The sequence below is a fragment of the Rhodococcus yananensis genome, assembly GCF_020515525.1.
GTDB classification, from domain to species: domain Bacteria; phylum Actinomycetota; class Actinomycetes; order Mycobacteriales; family Mycobacteriaceae; genus Rhodococcus; species Rhodococcus yananensis.
In genome coordinates, this window is the sequence record NZ_JAIYEP010000019.1 from 15,827 (window position 1) to 38,833 (window position 23,007).

General features: G+C 68.7%; 12 protein-coding genes and 2 pseudogenes. 9 read left to right on the forward strand and 5 right to left on the reverse strand.

The annotated features are described in order from the left end of the window. Positions 1–34: 34 nt before the first annotated feature. Together LDQ05_RS07065 and LDQ05_RS07070 are read left to right on the forward strand one after the other, a co-directional pair. On the forward strand, positions 35–985 hold the full coding sequence (locus LDQ05_RS07065; protein ID WP_226436189.1) for a helix-turn-helix transcriptional regulator: 951 nt from the start codon (positions 35–37) through the stop codon (positions 983–985). 119 nt (positions 986–1,104) lie between these two features. After that, a complete protein-coding gene (locus LDQ05_RS07070; protein WP_226436190.1) occupies positions 1,105–2,928 on the forward strand; it encodes a TerD family protein in 1,824 nt (607 codons plus the stop codon). Positions 2,929–3,018: 90 nt separating this feature from the next. On the opposite strand, the gene LDQ05_RS07075 is transcribed toward LDQ05_RS07070, so the two are convergent. From LDQ05_RS07075 to LDQ05_RS07085, 3 genes are all read right to left on the reverse strand, one after another. Further along, positions 3,019–3,921, reverse strand: a complete 903-nt coding sequence (locus LDQ05_RS07075) for a PDDEXK family nuclease (RefSeq protein WP_226436191.1) — start codon at positions 3,919–3,921, stop codon at positions 3,019–3,021. A gap of 334 nt (positions 3,922–4,255) precedes the next feature. Beyond that, positions 4,256–4,798 (reverse strand): DUF3558 domain-containing protein, encoded by a 543-nt coding sequence (locus LDQ05_RS07080; protein ID WP_226436192.1) that lies wholly within the window; start codon positions 4,796–4,798, stop codon positions 4,256–4,258. Between the two features lie 77 nt (positions 4,799–4,875). Beyond that, positions 4,876–6,585 (reverse strand): alpha/beta hydrolase, encoded by a 1,710-nt coding sequence (locus LDQ05_RS07085; protein ID WP_226436193.1) that lies wholly within the window; start codon positions 6,583–6,585, stop codon positions 4,876–4,878. 189 nt (positions 6,586–6,774) lie between these two features. Between LDQ05_RS07085 and LDQ05_RS07090 the strand changes: the two genes are divergently transcribed. The 3 genes from LDQ05_RS07090 (at position 6,775) to LDQ05_RS07100 (ending at position 13,019) form a co-directional block, all read left to right on the forward strand. Then, positions 6,775–7,422, forward strand: coding sequence for an Rv1352/Rv1906c domain-containing protein (locus tag LDQ05_RS07090; RefSeq protein ID WP_226436194.1), 648 nt, complete (start codon positions 6,775–6,777; stop codon positions 7,420–7,422). A 29-nt stretch (positions 7,423–7,451) separates the two neighbouring features. Next, positions 7,452–7,760, forward strand: a complete 309-nt coding sequence (locus tag LDQ05_RS07095) for a hypothetical protein (RefSeq protein WP_226436195.1) — start codon at positions 7,452–7,454, stop codon at positions 7,758–7,760. 282 nt (positions 7,761–8,042) lie between these two features. Continuing rightward, the gene (locus tag LDQ05_RS07100; RefSeq protein WP_226436196.1) at positions 8,043–13,019 is read left to right on the forward strand and encodes a PDDEXK-like endonuclease domain-containing protein; all 4,977 of its coding nucleotides are present in this window, start codon (positions 8,043–8,045) and stop codon (positions 13,017–13,019) included. Positions 13,020–13,036: 17 nt separating this feature from the next. On the opposite strand, the gene LDQ05_RS07105 is transcribed toward LDQ05_RS07100, so the two are convergent. Further along, positions 13,037–14,323, reverse strand: a complete 1,287-nt coding sequence (locus tag LDQ05_RS07105) for a DUF7373 family lipoprotein (RefSeq protein ID WP_226436197.1) — start codon at positions 14,321–14,323, stop codon at positions 13,037–13,039. A 78-nt stretch (positions 14,324–14,401) separates the two neighbouring features. Between LDQ05_RS07105 and LDQ05_RS19705 the strand changes: the two genes are divergently transcribed. Beyond that, the gene (locus LDQ05_RS19705; RefSeq protein ID WP_264184562.1) at positions 14,402–14,536 is read left to right on the forward strand and encodes a hypothetical protein; all 135 of its coding nucleotides are present in this window, start codon (positions 14,402–14,404) and stop codon (positions 14,534–14,536) included. A 192-nt stretch (positions 14,537–14,728) separates the two neighbouring features. After that, entirely contained in the window at positions 14,729–19,708 is a 4,980-nt protein-coding gene (locus tag LDQ05_RS07110; protein ID WP_308013169.1) for a PDDEXK-like endonuclease domain-containing protein, read from the forward strand. A 196-nt stretch (positions 19,709–19,904) separates the two neighbouring features. Here LDQ05_RS07110 and LDQ05_RS07115 read toward each other — a convergent pair. After that, positions 19,905–20,753 (reverse strand): annotated as a pseudogene (locus tag LDQ05_RS07115) (3'-5' exonuclease); the annotation flags it as partial. Here LDQ05_RS07115 and LDQ05_RS07120 point away from each other — a divergent pair. Then, a pseudogene (locus tag LDQ05_RS07120) lies at positions 20,745–21,999 on the forward strand (FAD-dependent oxidoreductase); the annotation flags it as partial. The pseudogenes LDQ05_RS07115 and LDQ05_RS07120 sit on opposite strands and share 9 nt — an antisense overlap. Next, positions 21,996–22,820, forward strand: a complete 825-nt coding sequence (locus tag LDQ05_RS07125) for a sugar phosphate isomerase/epimerase family protein (protein WP_226436199.1) — start codon at positions 21,996–21,998, stop codon at positions 22,818–22,820. The pseudogene LDQ05_RS07120 and the gene LDQ05_RS07125, both read left to right, overlap by 4 nt. Positions 22,821–23,007 lie beyond the last annotated feature (187 nt).

Genomic DNA, 23,007 nt, shown 5'->3' on the forward strand with positions numbered 1-23,007 from the left:
GGATCGGTCCGCTGCCTCTGGCATTCTTCGAGGGGTGGACGACACCACCGAACGAGTCCTCACCCTCCTGGGGCTGCTGCAACGTCGCCGGGTGTGGACGGGACCGGAACTCGCCGAGCGGCTCGGCGTCACCGCGCGCACCGTCCGACGCGACGTCGACCGGCTCCGCAACCTCGGCTATCCCGTCAACGCAGACAAGGGAATCGGCGGCGGCTACCGGCTCGGACCGGGGCGACAACTCCCGCCGCTGCTCTTCGCCGACGACGAGGCCATCGTCACCGCGGTCGCGCTCATCGCCGGCGCGGGCGGTGCCCTCACCAGCGGTGGCGACGTCGCGCTCCGCGCGCTCACGAAACTCGACCAGGTGCTCCCCGCACGGCTACGACACGAAGTGCAGGCGCTGTCCGGGACCGTCGACTCCTTCGGGGCCCGTCGAGAGCCCGTCGACCCCGACCTCCTCATGACCCTCGCCCGCGCGTGCCGCGACGAGGTCGAGGCCGGATTCGACTATCCCTCCCGGGACGGCACCGGACGGCGGCGGGTCGAACCGTACCGGCTCGTCGCGTCCGACCGCCGCTGGTACCTGCTCGCCTACGACCTCGAGCGCGACGACTGGCGCAGCTTCCGCGTCGACCGCATGCGCGACGTCGCCGCCCGCACCTGGCGGTTCACGCCGCGCGCGGCACCCGACGCGGCGACCTACGTGCAGGAAGGGGTCGCCGGTCGCGCCTACGCAAGGCAGGCTCGATTCCTGGTCCGCGCCCCGGCGGAGACGGTCCGCCGGCAGATTCCGGCGGCGGGCGGGGTGGTCCGCGCGCGCGACGCGACGAGCTGCGAGGTACTCAGCGGTGCGGACGATCTCGATGTCGTGCTGATGCACATGACGCTGCTCGGCCACGACTTCACCGTGCTGGATCCACCCGACCTCGCCGACCGGTGCCGGCGGTTGGGGGAGCGGCTCGTCCGCGCCGCCGGTGACAGCTGAGGGCCACGGCGCCTGCCGGGACCGTTCCGTTCCGGTGGGGGTGGTGTGACGCCTGTCGGTGTGTGAGTCGACAATGTTCCGGAGCCGCCGATCCCGACACGGCGGGCTGGGAGGTTGCCGTGATCGACACGCGTACGCACGACGGGCCGAGGTCGTTGCCGGACGGGCACCGCTGGGTGGTCGTCGACGTCGAAACATCCGGGTTGCGCGCGAACAGTCACCGGGTACTCAGCGTCGCCGCGCTGGCGCTCGGCGCCGACGGCCGCGTCGAACGCGAATTCTCGACGCTCGTCGACCCCGGCTGCGATCCCGGGCCCGTCCACATCCACGGGCTGACCCGCGACCGGCTCGCCGGTGCACCACGCTTCGAGGACATCGCCCGCGAACTGGGGGAATTCCTCGACGGGCACACGATGGTCGCGCACAACGCGTCGTTCGACCACGGTTTCCTCGCCGCCGAGTTCCGGCGCGCGGGCTCCGACAGCCCCGTCGAACAGCGGCTGTGCACGCTGGCGTTGTCGCGGCGACTCGAGATCGACGTGCCGAACCACAGACTGTCCACGCTCGCTCGGCACTGGCGGGTCGAACAGTTGCGCGCCCACGACGCGTACGACGACGCCCGGGTGCTCAGCGAGATCTTCGTGCAGAGCGCGTCGCTGGCCACGAGTCTGCAACTGCCGCTGCCCGTCGTGGACTGCCGCAGCGCCAAGAGCGCCTACCCCGACACGGTCCCGCGGGTGCCGTGCCCGTGGAAGGACCCGGGCCGCCTCGATGTCACCGCCGGGCTCGTTCAGGGCATGAAGGTCGTGATCAGCGGCGACACCCGCACCCCGCGCCTCACCCTGGCCGACCGGATGACCGCCGCCGGACTCGACGTCATGAACAACGTGAGTCGCCGCACCGCCGTCGTCGTGTGCAACAACCCCGACGAGGGGACGGGCAAGGTCCGCAAGGCCCGTGCGGAAGGGATCCCCGTCGTCGACGAACGCCGCCTCGACGAGCTGCTCGCGCACGTGCGGCCCGGACAACCGAAGGTCACGCAGGCGATCGACGTGGCGGACTTGGTGGCGCCGCCGCCCGTCGAGGCTGCGGCAGCACCGGTCGCCGACACGCCGCCGCGGACGCTGCACGGGCAGCAACCGAAGTTGTGGTCGGGGCGTCGCGTGCTGCTGCTGGGCGGCACCCATCTCGAGGCCGTCATGATGCGCTCGCGCATCACCCAACTGGGCGCCCGCCCGTCGCTGAACCTCACCGCCGGCGTCACCGACGTCCTGCTTCTCGCCGGCGGCGAGGACGACAAGCGGATGCCGCGGGTCCGCGCGCGTGACCTGCCCGTGCTCACCAGCGCGGACGTCGACTCGGCCGTCGAGAACGGTGTCGTCCCGCCCCACATGCGCACCGAGGCGCGGGCGGCGGCGCCGGTGCTGTCGCGCGGGGAGGTCACCGACCTCCCGGCCCGTGCGTCGTCGTGGGCCGTGAACGTGGCGTGGAAGGCCGAGACGGCCGGCAGCGAGTTCGACGTCGACGTCGTCGCGTTCCTCCTCGCCGCCGACGAACGGGTCGACGGCGACGACGATTTCGTCTTCTACAACAACCCCGTCGGTGCGGGTGGTGCCGTCGAACTGTCCGTCGACGGCAGCAGCGAACAGTGCCTGCGTGTCGATCTGCGTCAGGTGCCCGACGAATGCGCACGGATCACGGTGGCCGCCGCGATCGACGGCCCACCCACCTTCGGTGACGTCGGTGCGGTGTCGGTGAACGTCGACGGTGACGACGGGACGGTCGCGACGTTCGTGCTGGACGCCGGCACCACCGAACGCACCATGGTCCTCGCCGAGATCTACCGTCGCGCCGGGCGGTGGCGGCTCCGCGCGGTGGGGCAGGGATACGACGACGATCTCGCTGCCCTCGCCGTCCGGTACGGGGTCGACGTCGACGGGTGACACTGGGCCCCGGGTGTTCCCGCGGCAGTTTTCGTCTCGCGCGGTTGCAGTTGTGGCGGAGGGAAACCACTCCGTCCGCGGGATGCACAACTACCGACGCGACCGCGCGACAGCACGCTCGAAACGCGCCCGCACCCTCTCGAATCCGAACAACTCGGCCCACGTCCACCGGACCACCTCGTAGCCCAGATCGCGCAGCGTGTCCTCGCGCCGCTTCTCCCGACGAACGGCGTCGCTGCCACCCTCGTCGTACTTGATCATCCCGTCGAACTCGCCGACGATCCCGAATTCGTCCCAGAAGAAGTCGACGCGGGCCACGAACGCGCCGTCCGGATCGAGCACCGTCTTCTGCAGTGTCGGCGACGGCATCGAGAACTGCTTCATGCGTAGTCGGCTCAACGACTCGCCGGCGCTTTCACTGCGTCCGTCGAGGAAACCCACGATCTGCCTGGCCACCACGATGCCCTGACGACGCCCCGTCGTCGCGAGCAGCCGGACGATCGACTCCGCCACCGCAGGGTCGGCGGCCAGCGCCGAATCCCCGGCGATCACCGCTTCCTCGACGGTGAGTGTGCACGCGAGATCCACGACGGTGCGGGCGGCGGACGTGCACGCGATACCGGTGATGTCGACGATCTCGTTCGGCGGGAGTGACCCGACGTGGACATGCCTCCCGCCGCTGCGGCCACCGCCGCCGCTCCCGTCGCGCGTGATGTGGAGGCGACCCAGGTCCGGTCGCCACAGCGCGAACCCGTGCATCACCGCGGCCGAGACATGACTGAATGCGGCTCCGTCGGTGAGGCCGCGCGCCGCGGACCGGATCCGCACCTTGTGTCGGCCGAGTTCGTCGAGCCGTGACGCGACACCCGACGGCAGGTAGAGCCCGCGGTCGAGCCGCTCGAATTCGCCGTTCAGCAGGGCCTGCCGGATGCGCACGTCGCTCCAGCCCGTGGTGAGTGCGTCGCTCCGGCGCAGGGGTTCGGATGAGGTCATGACGCCCATGGTGCCGGTACGCCGGGGCGAAACCCGCCGGAGAACCGCCGATCGGGGATACCTGTGGATGAATCGACCCCCTGTGGACAACGCTTGCCGCGGACCGGATCGCCTCCCGCGGTTGCAATTGTGGCGGGGGGAAGCAACTCCGTCCGCGGCACCGGATTCGTAGGCTATCTCACCGCGCTGACGTGTCGCCGGCCGCGTGGATTCGGCGTGCGAACTCGAACTGTTCGGTGAGGAATGCCTCGCCCCCGCCGGATCTGTACGAGTTCCGCGATGGCGTCGGGGTCGAGTCTGACGAAGTCCGTCATTTCCAATCGGCCTTCCTCGTCTACAGGTATGACTCGAGCGTGGCGACCAGGTGTTCCATGTCTATGCACCATTGATCCCTTGGAACGGGCGTTGATCCCAACTTGTAGTGCGTGCGGCAGTACAACACCAGTCCGAACTCGGTTTCGAGGACGTAGGTGCAGTCGCCCGAGGACGACTCGTCGATTTCCAGGAGCGCCCGCCGTCCGTTGATCTGGGTCGGTGTGGCGATGTCTCCGACTTTGGCAAGTTCTTCGTCCAATGTGACGTTGCCGGCGAGGATGCTGAGGGAGAACTGTCGCAGTCCGTTCTCGACTGCAGGACTGCGATAACTGCAGCCGAGGAACGAATAGGCGCCCATCGGGTACGCGTCCACATCCTTGTCGCGGGCGTCGTAGCCGAGTTCCTCCATCGCTTCGTCGGGGATGTCGAGGCAGGGGTCGAAGGTGATCGGGGGACGGACGGAGTTGTCGGTGACGCGGGGGATCCGCGTGGTGGTGGTGGTGGTGGGTGTCGGCTCCGTGGCGGTATTTGCGCTACACCCCACCAGGACCACGGAAGTCATTGTGAGCGCTGCGTATTCCCATCCGGCCATGTGATCCCCCGAGTCGACCATGATCGGGCGTGACCATAGCACGGTCGTCACGGTTCGTCGCCCATGCGCGCGACCGCCTCCGCGACACGCTGCGTGTCGGCGAGTGTCCACTCGGCAGGTGCGGTGACCGCGGCCCACCCGTACGGGATGAGGTCCTCGTAGTTGTGCCCGTGCCCGACCGGCGGCAGTGTTCCCACCATGATGTCGGCTGCGACCTGCCAGAACGTGACGATCGGGTACCACCGCATCGACGGCGAGCGATCCTGGCCGGGTGGTTCCGACAGCCACGCGGGTCGCTCGATCAGCAACCTCGGTCCCCACCACACGACCGGGTCGGACGCATGCTGCAGATACAGGATCCGTGGTGCGTCCCACGGGCCCTGCTGCGCCCCGAGTGTGTGCACATCGGTCGCGAACCGCACCCCGCCGCCGTCTTCGTGCACGGGGAGCACCTCGGGTGATCCAGCGTCGCGGTCATCGATGATGGTGCGCCACAGAAGGTTCGAATTGGGCGGGCCGACGAACAAGGCGCCGTCCACGTCGCGACGCAGTTCGGACAGGTCGTCGAAGGCTGCCTCCGCCGACTGCGAACCCAGACTCTCCCCGTAGACGACGAGCTTCGGCCGTTGTCCTTCCGGTAGTTGCGACCACCTCTCGTGGACACCGCTGATCAGTTCGTCGCCCGCAGCCTGCGCTGCGGAGCCGTCGACGAGGAACGAGATCCAACTGGGAAGGAACGAGTACTGGATCGAGGCGATCGCCGAGTTGCCGTTGTAGATCATCTCGATGGAGTCGGCCGCCGCCGGATTCACCCATCCGGTTCCGGTCGTGCCGGCCACGACGAGAATCTCGCGGTCCCATGCCTCGGTGCGGTCGAGTTCGTCGAGGATCAACTGCACTTGTTCGCCGGTCGTGCCGTCGGCGTCCAACCCCGCATACACCCGAATGGGCTCCAGTGCCGGTGCGTCGTTCAATGCCGTGAGTTCCCCGGCGCGCATGCCGCCGTCGACGAACGTGCGGCCCTGGCGACCGAGACCCTCCCACGACGAAGCCGAAGCCGGACTACCGGATCGCTCCGGTTCCTGCGGCCGTGACACACCCGGGTCGGTGCTGTTGTTGTCGGCGGCGAAGACGACCCGTGCCGCGGTCGAACTGCTCGCCAACAGAACCTGGTCGACGAACACGACGGCCGCCACCGCGAGGATTGCGGGTGCGAGGATCCCCGCCGCGGCAACCGGAACGCGCAGCCGAGACGCCAGGAACTCCGCGAGCCCGCGCCCCAACCGGCGCACGCCACGCGCGAGGAACAGAACGGCCACGAACACCGCGACACTCACGAGTCCGGTACGCAGATAAGCGAATCCGGTGGTCTGCTCGATTCCCATCAGAGCGCGGACTTCGTTCTGCCAATCCGCCGCTGCGAACAGGCTTCCCGCCACCGTCGTGACCGTCACGATTGCGACCGCGATCTGCGCGACGACTCGAACCGTGTGCCGCCGATGCCACCATGTCAGGCGCGGAGCGATCCACCTGCGCGCGGGGAAGGCGAGGAGAACCCCGATCCCGTAGCCGATGATGCTCGTGACGCCGCTGACCGAACCCTGGTAATACCACTCGCGGGGAATCAGCGACGGGCTCAGGCTCCAGGCGAAGAAGAGCAGGGCGACGACGAGCCCCGCGAAGTCCAGGCCGAGCACCGTCACGCGGGGCGGGTTCTGCGGCTCGGCGGTCGCGCCGTCCGCGCTGTGGAGGGTCACAGGGGTGACAGTATCCGGTTCGGGCCGGTGCCGGACGTGTGCCGACTGGCCGATCGCCGCGGTCGTCAGGGAGTGATAAACGGGGTTATCGGATGAGTTCTACCGTCACCTGCTCCCGCCGCGGTGTCATGGGGATCGAACGCAGGGCCGCATCGAGTCGGTCGTGCCCCACCGCTTCCAGAGGACGAGATGACCGAGAACTACACCGTGCCGATGATGCCCCGGATCCCCGTCGACCCCGACGGTGCGTCGGCCCGCACACCTCGACGTTGGCCGTGGATCGCCGGGATCGTTGTGGCGGTCGCGGCCGGTGCCGGGGCCGGCGTGGCCGTCGGGACACCGTCGGCCGAGGAGAATCAGGCGAAGATCGATGCGGCCGTCGCTGCGGAGGTCGCTGATCAGCGGGCCCAGCTCGCGTCGGAACAGGACGCGGCGGCGGAGGCACAGGAGGCGGCGGTTGCCGCACTCGCAGATGCGAAGGACCAGGCGGCCGACGCGGCTGCAGCGCAGGCGGACGCGGACGCAGCCAACGCCGCCGCCGACGCACGTTCTGCCGAACTCGACGAACGCGAGGCCGCCCTCGAACCGAGGGAAGCCGACGCGGCACGATCCACCTTCGGAAACGGAATTCACCTGGTGGGGAGGGACATCAACCCCGGTACATATCAGGCACCGGGCGGTTCGATGTGCTACTGGGAGCGACTGTCCGGCACGTCGGGCGAGTTCAGCGACCTGATCGCGAACGACCTTCCGTCCGGCACTGCCGTCGTCACGATTTCCGGATCCGACGTCGCGTTCAAGTCCGATGACTGCGGGACGTGGACGAAGATCGGCTGACCCACCCGCGCGGCGAGAGGTGATCGACAATGAAGCAATTGATGGGGATCTTCGCGTTCTTCCTCGTCCTCGGGTTTGTCGTCGAACACTGGCGGATTCTGCTGGCGCTCGTCGTCCTCGGGATCGTCGCGACGGTGGCGGTCCTGTCGGCACCGAGGGTCTTCGAAGTCTCCAGCGCGGCGTGGACGCGGTCACGGCAGCGCCGGCGTGAACGTGCGGAGCGGGCTCGGGCGGCCCGGTTGCGGTTGGCGGCCCGCGCCGACGAGCAGCACACCCTCTACCTGGACGGTGACACGCGCGGAATCTACGGCGACTATCCACCCGAGAGCATCGAATGAGCTTCGACAACGCAACAAGGTGCGGCAGTTGCCGATCCGACCGTTGGCTCCCGCGGACGTAGTTGTTTCGCGCGGTTGCTGTAGCGGGCGCGGGAGACGATCGGGTCCGCGGGAACAGGTCGAAGTCGTCTCGGGTGGTGGTCGTGGGGGCGGCGATGTTCGCGCATGATGGGAGCGGGAACGGGGACCGGCCATGCACACTGTCGGCGATGGTTCCTAAGGTGGTGCCTACCCGTTCCGGCGACGGGTGGGTGAGGTCTCGGGACGGTGATGGGAGTGGGTGTGGAGTCGAGGGAGAACGACCCCGAACTGAGGGATCGTGTGCAGCGTTTGCTCGCCTTCTTGTCCGAGCTCGTCAAAGCCCGCAGCGCGCCGGTCCGCAACCTCGACGACCATCGGGGTGTGCTGCCGCTCGACGACGGCGATCTCGACATCGGGCTCAGCCCCGACGCCACCGCAGGCGAGGTCGTCCTCCGGGCACGGCGAGTGCATCTCGAGGAGCCACCGCCGCTTCCCGCAGTGGTTGCGCCGCACGTCAACGGCACAATCGACGATTCCGGTGCCGAACCCACCCTCACCTCCGGAGCGCCCGCGACGGTCGACGCCTTCGACACGTGGCTCACCGAATGGCGTGCCTGGGCGGCCGTCGACCGCGAGCGACGACCCGCAGCGCGTCTCTACAGCTTCCTGCAGCGCGCGATGCTCGACCTCGAAGCCCAACCCGAGTCGCTGGAGCTCGTCGTCGCGTCCGGGTTGCTGCACCTGCCCGCGGATGCGGCGGGCGAGGAGGTACGCACGCACCTGATCACGCAGTCGACCGTCGTCGAACGCCACGACGATTCCGGCGACCTGCTGGTCCTGCTGAACCCTGATGCCGGCCCGTCCCTCGAAGACACCCAGCTGCTCACCGGGCTCGGGGCATTCGACCCGTCGGGCACCCGTCACCTGCGTGAATCCCTCGCGACACGTGTCGCTTCGCCGATCGACCCGGCAGTCGAGGTGTTTCTCAAGGACTGGGCCGGCCGCGCGCTCACCGTGCACGTCGACCTCGTCGACCGAGCCGACGACACACGAGCCGACGACGCACCCTCGCCCGACCGGACGTTGACGGTGTCGCCGGCGCTGGTTCTCCGGCAACGTGGCGCGCATTCGCTCATCGAGTACTACGAGCGCATGATCGAGGCGGCGGCCGACGAGTCCAACCCGGTGCCGCTGGGCCTGGCGCAGCTCGTCGAAGCCATCGAGCCGGCCGACCGCGTTGCGTGGCTCGACCGCACCGGCAGCGGGTCGGCGGCGTTGCTCGCGGACGATCCGCTGTTCCCCCTGCCGGTGAACGAGGAGCAGCGCGACATCCTCGATCGACTCACCGGCGACAGCGGTGTCGTCGTCGAAGGGCCTCCGGGTACCGGCAAGACGCATACCATCGCGAATCTCGTGTCGGCGCTGCTGGCGCGCGGTCAACGGGTGCTGGTCACCAGTGAGAAGGCGCAGGCGCTGCGTGTTCTGCGCGACAAGCTTCCACCGGAACTGCAGGAACTGTGCGTGTCGGTCACCGACGCGGCCCGCGGAGGCTCGGCCGAACTCAACCGTAGCGTCAGCGAAATCGCAACCCGCAAAGCACAATTCAACCCGAGTCGGGTTGCGCGTCGCATCGAGGATCTCGCGACGCAACGCACCGAGGCGCTGAACCGCCGGGCGGTGCTGACGGAGCAGGTCCGGCAGGCGCGCGCGGAGGAGACGGTCGTCCACACCGAGGCCGTGCCCGGCTACGCCGGGACGCTCGCGGCCATCGTCCGTCAGGTTCGCACGCAGCAGGCCCGGCACGGGTGGCTGCCCGGACCGGTCCTCGCCGACACCCCGCCGCTGACCGTCGACGAGCTGCACACGCTCCTGTCCCTGCATCAACGTTCGACGGCGGAGCGCGCGCAGCGTCGACACCAGGTGTTCCCCGACCTGTCGCTCCCCACGGTGGGCGACGTCCGGTACGCGTGCGACGCCGTCGCGCAGGCGAACAGTGACGCGACCGGCGGTGAGCTGCCGGGGCTGCTGCGCGTCCTCGAAGGGGCCTCACCCGACGAACTCACCCGCATCCATGACCTGTGCGAACAGCTGCAGGGCGCCCTGCAGGAGGCGGAGCGACTCGACGCGCAGTTCCAGCGCATGGCGGACGCCGTCCTGTCCGGGCAGGCGCAGCACCTGTGGGGGAAGACCGCCGAACTCCAAGATCTCGTGCAGGCCGCGCAGGACGCCGACCGCCTCGTCGGTACCAGCATCGTCGAGACACCCGTCGCCGGGCGGAAGGCGTTCGAGGCGTACGACGCGCTGGCCCGCAGGCTGGACGCCGGCGACACGTGGCGCACCGGCCTCGCCCGGTTCCGGCGCAGCGACGAACAGTCGGCCGTGGAGGCGCTCGGTGAGCCCGCGACCGTCGACGGGGTTCCCGCGACCACCGCGTCCACGGTGCGGATCGTCGCCGAGCACATGCGTGCGTTCGACGCGGTGCGGGTGGTGGGCATCATCCTGCGTGATCTCGGCATCGAACTCCCCGCGGACGAGTCGCGTAGCCGCGCCGTCGGGGCTCTGGCGTTCGTCAACCGTGATCGCGCGATCATCGACGATCTCACCGCGCGTGCACGCGCGGTCGAATCGGCGTTGCAGGACATCAATCCGGGCGCGCCGCGGATCGCGACCATCGACCAGGCCCGGGCGGTGGCGGAATCCGCGCGGGCGATCGCGGCGGTCGGAAATGCGGAGGCGAACAAGACGTGGCTCGAGTCCGTCGCCGTGTATGTGCAGGACGAGACCGCGGACGGCGTGTCGCCGGAGGCCACCGCGTTGGCGCAAGCCTTCCACGACAGGGACTTCGACGCGATCAGCGCGGCGCTGGGCGCGTGGGAGCAGGCGGTCCACGAACACCGTGAAGAACTCGAACTCGTCGCCTTGCACGAGCGGTTGGCGGAGGCGGCACCCGCGCTCGCGCAGGCGATCGCGACGACACCGTGGGATCCGGGATGGCCCGCCTGCCTCGCCTACATCGACGGTGCGTGGGCGTGGCGGCGCGCGGAGCGGTGGGTACGCGACCGACACGAGAGCGCCGACGGACAGCTCGGGCGTGATCTCGACGCCGTCGAGCAGGACATCGCGCGGTTGACGGCGCAGCTCGCCGCGGAGCAGGCGTGGAGCGCGTGCCTCGAACGCACGACGGCCGAGCAGGTGCAGGCTCTGCACTCCTACCGTGATCACATCGCGAGCGTCGGCAAGGGCACCGGACGGTACGCGGAACGTTATCGTGCCGCGGCACGTGAGGCCATGCAGGTCGCGCAGGGCGCCGTCCCGGCGTGGGTGATGCCGTTGCAGCAGGTGTTGGCATCGATTCCGCCCGAACAGAATTCGTTCGACGTCGTCATCGTCGACGAGGCGAGCCAGGCCGACATCAGCAGCCTGTACCTGCTGTGGTTGGCGCCGCGCGTGATCGTCGTCGGCGACGACCGGCAGTGCGCGCCGAGCGAGGTGTCGTTGGGTGCACTCGACGGGGTGTTCAGTCGTCTCGACTCGTACCTGTCGGACATCCCGAAGTACTTGCGCGACGGGTTCACTCCGCGATCGAGTGTGTTCTCGCTGCTGCGTTCACGGTTCGGGAGCGTCATCCGGTTGCGGGAGCATTTCCGGTCGATGCCGGAGATCATCTCGTGGTCCAGCGACCGGTTCTACGCGGACGCACCGCTGGTGCCGATGCGGCAGTTCGGGTCCGACCGGCTTCCGCCACTGCGCACCAGCTTCGTCGACGGTGGTGTCGTCACCGGGCAGAACTCGACGTTGACGAACCGCGTGGAGGCCCGGGCGCTCGCCGACACCCTCGTGCACTGCCTGAACGACGACGCGTACGACGGGAAGACGTTCGGTGTGGTCGTCCTGCAGGGGCAGTCGCAGGTCGACGTCATCCAGAACGAACTGCTCGACCGGCTCACCCCCGCGCAGTGGGACGAACGCAGATTGCGTGTCGGTACACCCCCGGACTTCCAGGGCGACGAGCGGCACGTGGTGTTCCTGTCGATGGTCGTCGCGCCCGAACAGAACATCGCGGCGATGACGCGCACCGAATACCAGCGACGGTTCAATGTGGCCGCGTCGCGGGCGAAGGACCAGCTGTGGTTGTTCCATTCGCGGACGGCGGACACCCTGAGGTCGACGGACCTGCGGCATTCGCTGCTCACCCACATGCAGTCGATACCCCCGACCTCGGCCCCGCCGATGCCGGAGGGGGTGACGCGCGACGAGCGGCACGAGGCGTTCGGCAGCGTCTTCGAACAGAACGTGTTCCTCGACATCGCCGCCCGCGGATATCACGTGAATCCGCAGGTGGAGGTCAACGGGTATGTCCTCGACCTGGTGGTGACGGGCGACGCCGGCAGGCTCGCCGTCGCATGCGACGGCGACCGTTGGCACACGAACCCGGAGCGGCAACGCGAGGATGTCGACCGGGAGCGGGAGCTGCAGCGGAGCGGGTGGCGGTTCTGGCGGGTCCGGGAATCCGAGTACTACCTGGATCCGGTGGCGGCGCTGTCCGGGTTGTGGGGTGAGCTCGATCGGCGCGGCATCACCTGTGAGCCGTCCGGTGCCGCGAGGCCCGGCGAGGGGTGGGTGCCGCCGGAACCGGTGAACGACGCGTGGGTGTTCGAGGACGCCGGTGATGTCGGGGAAGCGCCGGCGGTTCCCGCTGCGCCGGCGCCCGTCGTCGTGCAGGTGCGCAGGCCGGAGCCGACCGTCGACGATGCGATCACGGAGATGATTCCGGTGATCACGGAGCCGGTCGCGGAGGACGCTCCGCTCCCCGAATCGTCGGTGGGGACGTCGGCGTCGTCGAGGCTCGCCGACATGATCGTGGATGCGCTGGGTGCGGAGTCGCACGCGGTGGTCGAACTCGCCGGGCGTCTCGACATGGACTGGACGGTTGTGCTCGCGGTGCTCGAGGAACTCGTCGTCGCGGGGGTCGTCGAGGAATCGTCCGCGCCGGGGGAGAGGGCCGAGTACCGGGTTGTCGGTGCGGGACCGGTCGCGGCGACCACGGAGCCGTCGAGGCTCGCGGACCGGATCGTGGACGTGCTGACGGAACGCGGAACGGTGTCCCTCGCCGATCTCGAGTTCTGGTTGGGGGAGCCGCGGGAGCAGATCGAGGCGACGATGGGTGGCCTCGTGGAACACGGTCGCGCCGAGAGCCTGCCCGAGTGGGGACCGAGTATCTACGGTCCGCGCGGGTAGGCGCGGCGGGCGCCCGATCAGCCGCCGGCGGCATCGCCCTCGAAGATGAGGTACTGCGCGGTCGCCAGCTGATGCGCCTGCTTCCCGGTGTCGCCGGAGACCTCCGCGACGTACGGCCCGTGCTGCACCGCACACGTCACGTGTTCCGTCAGGGCGTCGACGATCTCGAAGCACAGGCTGTTCGGCACCCCGGGTGGTCCGGGAACCTCGATGCTGCTACCGCGAGCACGGAGCAGGTCGGGCATCGTGCCCAGCAGTTCTTCGGCGCCCCCGACGGTCTCGGACCTGTAGATGTTCGTTGCGTTGACCGCGAAATGGTCGGTGCCGGTGGCGGTCAGCGCGTCGAGCGTGCCCGCCTGATCGGCGGCGAGGTGCGCGGCCCCTCGCACCCCGAACACCGACATGGCGTTGAAGTCCCCCGAGTCGTCGCGGCCGTACGGCACGGTGAGCCGAAGAACGCCGTCGGGGTCGACCTCCAGCGCCGTCAGGTCTGCCGGGTCGGTGGGGTGGAATCCGTCGAGCAGGGTTCGTTGCAGATCCAGGGTCGTTGCCATCGTGGTCTCGACCCACGACCACGGGTCGATCGTGGCGCCGGGAAAGGCCATGGCGTCGAGCTCGGTGTGGATGACGTAACAGTCGTACGGGGTGAACGAACTGCCGATCACGTAGCTGTCCCCGGTCTTGACACCCACGAAACTGTCGGGCAGCGACACCATCGGATACTCGGTGGGTGGGGGCAGGTCCGGGATGATCACCGAGCTCCGGGTGAGGCTGTCGCGGTGCAGGTCGGCGGAGGCGTGTACCGCGGACTCCGCGTCCGGGAACTGCAGCACCGCGTGCGTCATGATGCGTCTCGTCCCCACCTCGAACCCCAGGTCGGTCCGTCGCCGGGTGGTGAATCCCGCGTAGTACCCGTACTTCTCGGCGATCGCGGGAATCGCCTCGTCGATCTGCCCGGTGAGCGCGAACGAGAGAATCTTCCCGTCGGGGATGGAATAGGTGTCGCGTGCTGACGGTGTGACGAGTTCGGCGTCCACCTCGACGGGCAGAACGACGGCTTCCGCGAGGCGTTGACTCTCGCGGTAGCTGCCCGCCGCCGCGTTGGGCACGACCGGTGCGTCGATGTCGAGCGGCGTCCTGCGGTACGGGCCCGGATCGAGCTCACCCGGTGCGGCCGGGATCAGCGCCTGCGGTTGCGCCGCGGCACTGCTGCTCGACTCGCCCGCGCCCGTGCATCCGACCACCGCGACCGTCGCCGCCAGCGCGAGCACCGCCACAGTTGTTCGGGCATGCCTTCTCGCCATCGCAGGTCTCCGTCTCGTCCTCCGGTGAGAGGGTTCGCCGACGGCCGTGCGCGCGCCCACCTGCACCCCCTCCCGCACGTGGACGGACGAACCGTACCCACCCCCCGATCCGATCCGACCACCGGGACCGACGAGTGGGGGGCGGACGCGGTGCCGTGCGTCGACCAGGGGTTGCGTGCCCTGAAGCTCGGCGACAACCGGCCGACGGTGTAACACCCTCCCCTGCGCTGTGAGATGTACTGCATGATTGTTGTTCGCGCAAAACAGCTGCGGTGAGGGCGACGAGCGGGAAGGGCGGACGCCACCAGGGGCGGGCCGGGCACACACGTGTCCCCCCTCTTTCCTATGGTGAACTCGTCCGTTTCGTCGGATCACGGTCGAGGCTGCAGGGTGAGTGGAGTGGGTGTGGAGTCGAAGGAGAACGATCCCGAGCTGAAGGATCGTGTGCAACGCCTGCTCGCCTTCCTGTCCGAGCTGGTCAAAGCCCGCAGCGCTCCGGTCCGCGTCGCGGAGAAACACCGTGCCGTCATGCCCCTCGAGGGCAACCTCGACGTCGGTCTCAGCACCGACGCCGCGGCCGGTGACGTCGTCCTCCGCGCGCGGCGTGTCCATCTCGAGGATCCGCCGCGGCCTCCCACACCGGTCGCGACGTACCTCCGGGGATCGATCGGCGACTCCGCGGTCGAACCGACGCTCGGCGCGGACGCTCCCGCCGACCTCGACGGCTTCGACACCTGGCTCGACGAGTGGCGGGCGTGGGCAGCGGTCGACCGGGAGCGGCGTCCCGCATGGCACCTCTACACGTTCCTGCAGCGCGCACTGCTCGATCTCGAAGCGCAACCCGAGTCGCTGGAACTCGTCATCGCGTCGGGACTGCTTCAGCTGTCATCCCAGGTGGCGGGTGACCAGGTCCGCACGCACCTGATCACGCAGTCCACGGTGATCGAGCGACACGCCGCCTCCGGCGATCTGCTGGTGCGGTTGAACCCGGAGGCCGGGCCGTCGCTCGAGGACACTCAGCTCCTCACCGGACTCGAGGTGTTCGACCCGTCCGGCACCCGCAACCTGCACGAATCCTTGGCGACGCGTGTCGCCTCACCCGTCGACCCGGCCGCCGCCGTGTTCCTCAAGGACTGGGCCGACCGTGCCCTCACCGTGCGCGTCGACGTCGTCGACCGCGCCGAGGACGCATCGTCGCCCGACAAACTCCTGACGCCGTCACCCACGCTGGTTCTCCGCAAACGCGGAGCCTACGCGCTGATCGAGTACTACGACCGCATGACCGAGGCGGCTGCCGGTGAGTCGAGCCGGGTGCCGCTCGGGCTCGCACAACTCGTCGAAGCGATCGAACCCGCCGACCGGGTGGCCTGGCTCGACCGGTCGGGCACGGCGTCGTCGGCGCTGATCGCCGAGGACCCGCTGTTCCCGCTGCCGGCGAACCAGGAGCAGCGCGACATCATCGATCGGCTCACCGGCGACAGCGGTGTCGTCGTGGAAGGCCCACCGGGCACCGGCAAGACCCACACCATCGCGAACCTCGTCTCCGCGCTGCTGGCGCGCGGCCAGCGGGTGCTCGTCACCAGCGAGAAAGCCCAGGCGCTGCGGGTGCTGCGCGACAAACTTCCGCGCGAGATGCAGGAACTGTGCGTGTCGGTCACCGACGCCGCCCGCGGAGGATCCGCCGAACTCAATCGCAGCGTCAGCGAGATCGCCACCCGCAAAGCACAGTTCAACCCGACCCGCACCAGGCAGCGGATCGACGAACTCGCGGCGCAACGCGACGACGCACTGAGTCGTCGGGCCGTGCTGACCGAACAGATCCGGCAGTCCCGAGAATCGGAGACCTACGTTCATCCGGAGGTCGCGACCGGCTATCAGGGCACGGCCGCGTCGATCGTCCGCCAGGTCGACGAGCAGGCCACCCGGCACGGCTGGCTGCCCGTTCCGATCCTCGCCGACACACCTCCGCTCACCGCGGAGGAACTGCACACCCTGCTGTCCCTGCACCAACGGTCCAGCACCGAACGCGCGCGACGTCGCCGCCAGGTCTTCCCGGAACTCTCCCTTCCCCCCATCGCGGACCTTCAGAACGCGTGCGATGTGATCGCGCAGGCACCCGGCGCCGCGACCGGCGGTGAGGTGCCGGGCCTGCTGCGGATGCTGGAGGGGGCATCGCCCGACACACTGACCCGCATCCAGGGGCTCTGCGAGCAGTTGCGCGGCGCCCTACGCGATGTCGACCAACTCGACCCGCGCTTCCAGCGCGCGGCCGATCACGTCCTGTCCGGCCAGGCACATCACCTGTGGGGCAAGACCGCACAGATTCCCGAACTCGTCCGGATGGCGCAGGAAGCCGACCGATTCGTCGACACCCACACGGTGGAGACACCCGCGGTCGGCCGGGCAGCGTTCGACGCGTACGAGGCGCTGGCCGACAAACTCGACGCGGGGGAGTCGTGGCGCACCGGCCTGTCGCGGTTCCGGAGAAGCGACGAGCAATCGGCCGTCGAGGCGCTCGGCCCACTCGCGACCGTCGACGGTGTGGCCGCCACAACGGCACCGACCGTGCGGATCGTCGCCGAACACCTCCGCGCCCTGGACATCGCACGAGCAGTCGGCGTCATCCTGCACGACCTCGGAATCGACATCCCCCTCGACGGGTCGCGCAGCCGCGCCGTCGGCATCCTCACCCACATCGACCGTGACCGGACGATCGTCGACGCCCTCACCGCGCGCGTCCGCGACGTCAGCGACGCGCTGCAGGCGGTGAGCCCGGATGCACCGCGGATCGCGAGTATCGCCCAGGCACGGTCGGTCGGCGACTCGGCGCACGCCATCGCCGCCGCGAGCAGTGCCGAGGCGAGCAGATCCTGGCTCGAGTCGGTGGCCGCCCGCGTGCGCGACGCGACCGTCCGCGGCGCGTCACCCGAAGGCCAGGCATTGACGCAGGCCCTGCACGACGCCGACGGCGCCGGTATCCGCGCGGCGCTCGACGCCTGGGACGTCGCGGTCCGTGAACACCACGAGGAAATGCAACTCGAGTCGCTGCACACCCGGTTGGCCGATGCGGCACCGGCGCTCGCGCAGGCGATCGCGGACGACCCGACGAACCCGGACCGGTCGGCGCGACTCACCTCCATCGACAGTGCGTGGGCGTGGCGCCGGGCCGAAGAATGGGTGCGGCACCACCACGAGCGTCGGGACAGCCCACTCGAGCATGCACTCGACGTCGTGGAGAAGGACATCGCCCGGCTCACCGCGCAACTCGCGGCCGAAAAAGCGTGGAGTTCATGCCTCGACCGCACGACGGCGACGCAGGTTCAAGCACTGCAGACGTACCGTGACCACGTCGCCAGCATCGGCAAGGGCACCGGCAAGTACGCCGAACGGTACCGAGCGGGTGCGCGTGAAGCCATGCAGGTCGCGCAGGGCGCCGTCCCGGCATGGGTGATGCCGTTGCAGCAGGTGTTGGCATCGATTCCGCCCGAACAGAATTCGTTCGACGTCGTCATCGTCGACGAAGCGAGCCAGGCCGACATCAGCAGCCTGTTCCTGCTGTGGCTGGCGCCGCGCGTGATCGTCGTCGGCGACGACAAGCAGTGCGCGCCGAGTGACGTCGCGTCGGGTGCGCTCGACGGCGTGTTCAGTCGGCTCGACTCGTACCTGTCGGACATCCCGAAGTATCTGCGCGACAGTTTCACACCACGATCGAGCGTGTTCTCGCTGCTACGTTCCCGTTTCGGGAGCATCATTCGACTGCGCGAGCACTTCCGCTGCATGCCGGAGATCATCAACTGGTCGAGCAACCAGTTCTACGCGGACGCCCCACTGGTACCGGTGCGGCAGTTCGGTGCCGACAGGCTACCGCCGCTGCGCACCACCTACGTCGAAGGCGGTGTCGTCACCGGCCGCAATGCGTCGCTGACCAACCGGGTCGAGGCGCGGGCGCTCGCCGATGCGCTCGCGACGTGCCTCGACGACAAAGCATACGACGGCAAGACCTTCGGGGTCGTCGTCCTGCAAGGGCAGTCGCAGGTCGACGTCATCCAGAACGAACTGCTCGACCGACTCACCCCCGACCAGTGGGAAGAGCGCCGGCTCCGCGTCGGCACGCCCCCGGACTTCCAGGGCGACGAACGGCACGTGGTGTTCCTGTCGATGGTTGTGGCGCCCGAGCAGAACATCGCCGCGATGACGAAGACCGAATACCAGCGACGGTTCAACGTGGCGGCGTCGCGCGCGCAGGACCAGCTGTGGCTGTTCCACTCCCGGACCGCCGATTCGCTGCGGGCCACGGACCTTCGTCATTCGTTGCTCACGTACATGCAGTCGACGTCGCCGGCGCCGGCGGAACCCATGCCCGACGGCGTCACCCGCGACGAGCGACACGACGCGTTCGACAGTCTCTTCGAGCAACGCGTGTTCCTCGACATCGTGGCGCGCGGCTATCACGTGAATCCTCAGGTCGAAGCGAACGGACGACGCATCGACCTGGTGGTGACGGGTGCGGCCGGCAAACTCGCGGTCGAGTGCGACGGCGACCACTGGCACAGCAGCCCCGACCAGCAGCGAGCCGACCTCGAACGGGAACGTGAGCTTCAGCGATGCGGGTGGAAGTTCTGGCGGATCCGCGAATCCGAGTACTACCTCGACCCGGTCGGGTCGCTGACCGGGCTGTGGGCCGAACTCGAACGACGCGGGATCACACCCAACGTTGTCGGGGTTGCGGACGTAGCTGCCGCTCCCGAGGAGAACTGGGCCCCGGTCGAGTTGGTCGACGACGACACTTCGGCTGACGATGTTGTCGACATCGCCGAGCATCCGGAGGTGCAACCGGAACCGGCGGTGGCAGCGGTCGAGCCTGCGACGGTGGAGACGTCGAAGGTCGCTGACACCGAACTGCTGAATCCCGCGGAGGTTCCTGCGCGGCCGACGGTGTCGCCGCTGGGCGACACGATCGTGACGACGCTCGGGCACGAATCCCTTCCGGTCGTCGAGATCGCGGGTCGGCTCGACATGGACTGGAAGATTGTGCTCGCCGAGCTGGACGAACTTCTCGAAGCCGGTGTGGTCAGCGAAATCCCCGTTCCGGGCAAGCGGACCGAATACCGGGTCGCCGGCGAAGTCGAAGACACGGACGTCGAGGTCGGCTCAGGCTTCGGTGCCGCCACACCGATCGAACCCGATCCGGGTGCGGAGTCCCCACTGGCGTCGAGGATTCTCGGAGCACTCGAATCCGGTCCGGTCTCGTTGTCGGATCTCGCTCACCGGCTCGGCGAGGACCGCGAGCACATCGAGTCGACAGTCGTGGACCTCGTCTCGCAGGGCAGGGTGGACCGACTACCGGAACGCGGACCCAGCGTGTACGGCCTGGCAGCACGGTAGGACGACGATCGCCCGAATCGACGAGAGGTGGTTGGGTGACTCGTGGATTCGTGCATTGGGGCCGGCAGGGTCGAGTCCTTCGCATCGCGAATGGATTGGGCCTGGCCTGCTCGCGAGCCCAGGCGCCCATCGTCCGGATCGAGCGTTGCTGGCTGAACCGTATCGAAGTTGATCTGCAGGTCGACGCCGGCCAACCTCAACTGGGGCATGACGACCCGTCCTGTTCGGAGGGGCTGCCCAACAACTCCGACTTCTTCCCGCTCCACGTCACGACCAGTGCGTCACGTGCGCGCGAGGCGGCGACGTAGAGCAGCGAACGCTCTCGCAGCAGTGCGTCCGCCCGTTCCCCCTCTGAAACCGAGCGCAGGGTCGCGGCGGAGGGGACATGGGCATTGTCGATTCCGGCGAGGATGACTCGGGCGAACTCCATGCCTTTCGAGCGGTGCATGGTGAGTACCTGTACGAATCCTGCGGTGGAGGGGTTGTCGTCGAGTGCTCTGGCGTCGATGCCGCGTTCGCCCAGGGCGCGAATGAACTGCGTCCGGTCGGTCTTACCGCGCGTGAGCACGGCGATGCTCGACGGGTCGAGGGGAGCTTCGTTCGGGTCGGCAGGTGGTGCGAGCCATTCGCGGACCTGGTCGGCCACCTTGTCGAGTTCGTCTGAGGCGTCGTCACATTCGAGGAACTTCGGATTGGGTCCGAGGCGCGCCGACCGGTATCCGTCGGTGCTCTCCTCGCCCTGCTCGAGGTCCTTGTAGTCGGCGCCGGAGAGGATGCTGACGGCGAAATGCAGGTTTTGGGCGGTGGTGCGGTAGTTCAGCGTCAGGCGACGAGCACGTCCGACAATCTTGATTCCGAGTCGTCCCAGCACGACAGGTTGTCCATAGATCCGCTGGTGTGAGTCTTCGGCGATGAACAGGTCGTTCGGCCCTTCTGCCACGAGGTTACGCAGGAGAGCCCAGTGGGTGGCGTGGAGGTCTTGAGCTTCGTCGACGAGCACATGGTTCGTGAGGAAGTCCTTGTCGGCTTCTGCGCGCAACTGTACGAGACGTCGTTCCTCGGTATGGGCATCATGGCCGGACCCCGACCTGCAGGCGTTCCTGCATTCGACCCGGTCGCCGAAAGCCTTCCCGCACTGTGCGCGCCGGGTGTCGACACACCTGTTCGACCTCGTCACCGAACGTCGCGGCCAGCAGTTGGTCAACGGCACCGCGCTCGTCGGGAGGTTGCTGCGTTCCGCGCTGGACGTCGGTGTCGAGATCCGCGTGTCCACCGCCGCGTCCGCACTGGTCACCGACGACACCGGTGCTGTGACCGGTGTGCGACTGCGTGGCCCGGTCGGGGCGTACACCGTCACCGCGCGGCGCGGTGTCGTCCTCGCCACCGGCGGCTTCACTCGAGACCTGGACCGGCGCAAGGCGTTGTTCCCGCGCACCCCCACCGGTCGTGAACACTGGACGCTCACCCCGCCGACCACCACCGGTGACGGCGTCTCGCTCGGCGAATCCGTCGGCGGGCGCCTCGACCGCACGGTCGCCTCCCCGGTCGCGTACTGCCCGGTATCGCTGGTGCGGTACCGCAACGGCAAGGAAGGCGTGTTCCCGCACATCATGGACCGCGCCAAACCCGGAGTCATCGGGGTGCTGGCCGACGGGCACCGATTCGTCAACGAGGCGCTCGGCTACCACGACTACACTCTCGCGATGCTCGAGCAGGTACCGGACGGGCAGGAGGTGTGCTCGTGGCTGATTGCCGACGCGAACTACATGCGGCACTACCCGCTGGGCATGGCCAAGCCGTTCCCGATCCCGATCCGGCCGTACCTGCGATCCGGCTACCTCACCCGAGGTGCGACGATCCGCGACCTCGCCGCGAAGATCGGCGTCGACCCGGACGGCCTCGACAAAACGGTGCGCGCCTTCAACGAACATGCCCGCGTGGGAGAGGACCCCGACTTCGGGCGCGGATCGACGCTGTTCAACGTCCGGTCCGGTGACGCCGATAATCCGTGGCCCAACGCCTCGCTCGCACCGCTGGAGAAGGGGCCGTTCTACGCGGTGAAAGTGGTGCCCGGTAGCTTCGGTACCTTCGCCGGTCTCGTCACCGACGCCGACTCGCAGGTACTGGATGCGTCCGATACCCCGATCGGCGGGCTGTACGCGGTGGGCGTCGACCAGTCCAGCGTCATGGGCGGTCACTATCCGTCCGGTGGAATCAACCTCGGCCCGGCCATGACGTTCGGTTTCCGCGCCGGTCGCCGCCTCGCCTCTACGACAGGAATCTCCCGATGACCGCCCCGCTCGGACTGGCCGCACTCACCGTCCTCGACACCGCACCGCTCGCGCACGTCGATCTCGCTGAACGACACCGATTCGACACGATCGGGCTTCGCCTGCTGCCCGCCGCGCCGGGCACCACCGCCTATCCACTGCATGAGGACCCGGTGGCACTCGACGAACTCGTCCGTCGCCTCGCCGACTCCCCGGTGGAGGTATTCGACCTCGAAATCATCCGGATCGGAGCAGGATTCGACGCCGAGAAGTACCGGTCGCTGCTCGAGGCCGGTGCGCGGCTCGGTGCCCGCGCTGTACTCGTCGGGGCCGATGACTTCGACCGTGCCCGCCTCACCGATTCGTACGCGAGCCTCGCACACCTGTGCGCGCAGTACGGGATGGTCGCGAGTCTCGAATTCATGCCGTGGACGGCGGTGCCGGACGCGAAGTCCGCGGTCGAGGTCGTGTCGCAGGCCGACGGTCCCGCTCGCAGCGTACTCGTCGATGCCCTGCACGTGGACCGCTCCGCGACCACCCTCGATGACCTCGCCGCGATTCCCCGCGAGTGGCTGCACTACGCGCAGATGTGCGACGGGTCCGTCCCGGCTCCCCACGGCGACGCCGAACTGATCCGTCATGCCCGTGAGGAGCGCCTGGTGCCAGGAACCGGGGGAATCGACCTCGCCGGTATCTGGGCGACCCTGCCCGCGGGGCTGCCCGTGAGCATCGAACTGCCGAACGAACTACTGCGTCGCGCGACGGGGACGACCGCCTGGCTCGACCGTCTCGTGGCCACCACCCGGCGGGTATTGGGGGAGGTCGCAGGGGCGGTGCTGTGAGAGCCGCACGTGGACTCACAAGCCATTCGCCGGACGCGACTCCGGGGCTGCGTGTCGGGGCCGTGAGCGGATGGTTTCGTCCCCAGGCGCAGATTCGGCATCGCCGGAATCCGTACTGCTACCAGACTCGAGGTAGAAGCTGGTGGCCGAGACAGCGCGGATGTAATGATCAGTGAATTCCGACCGA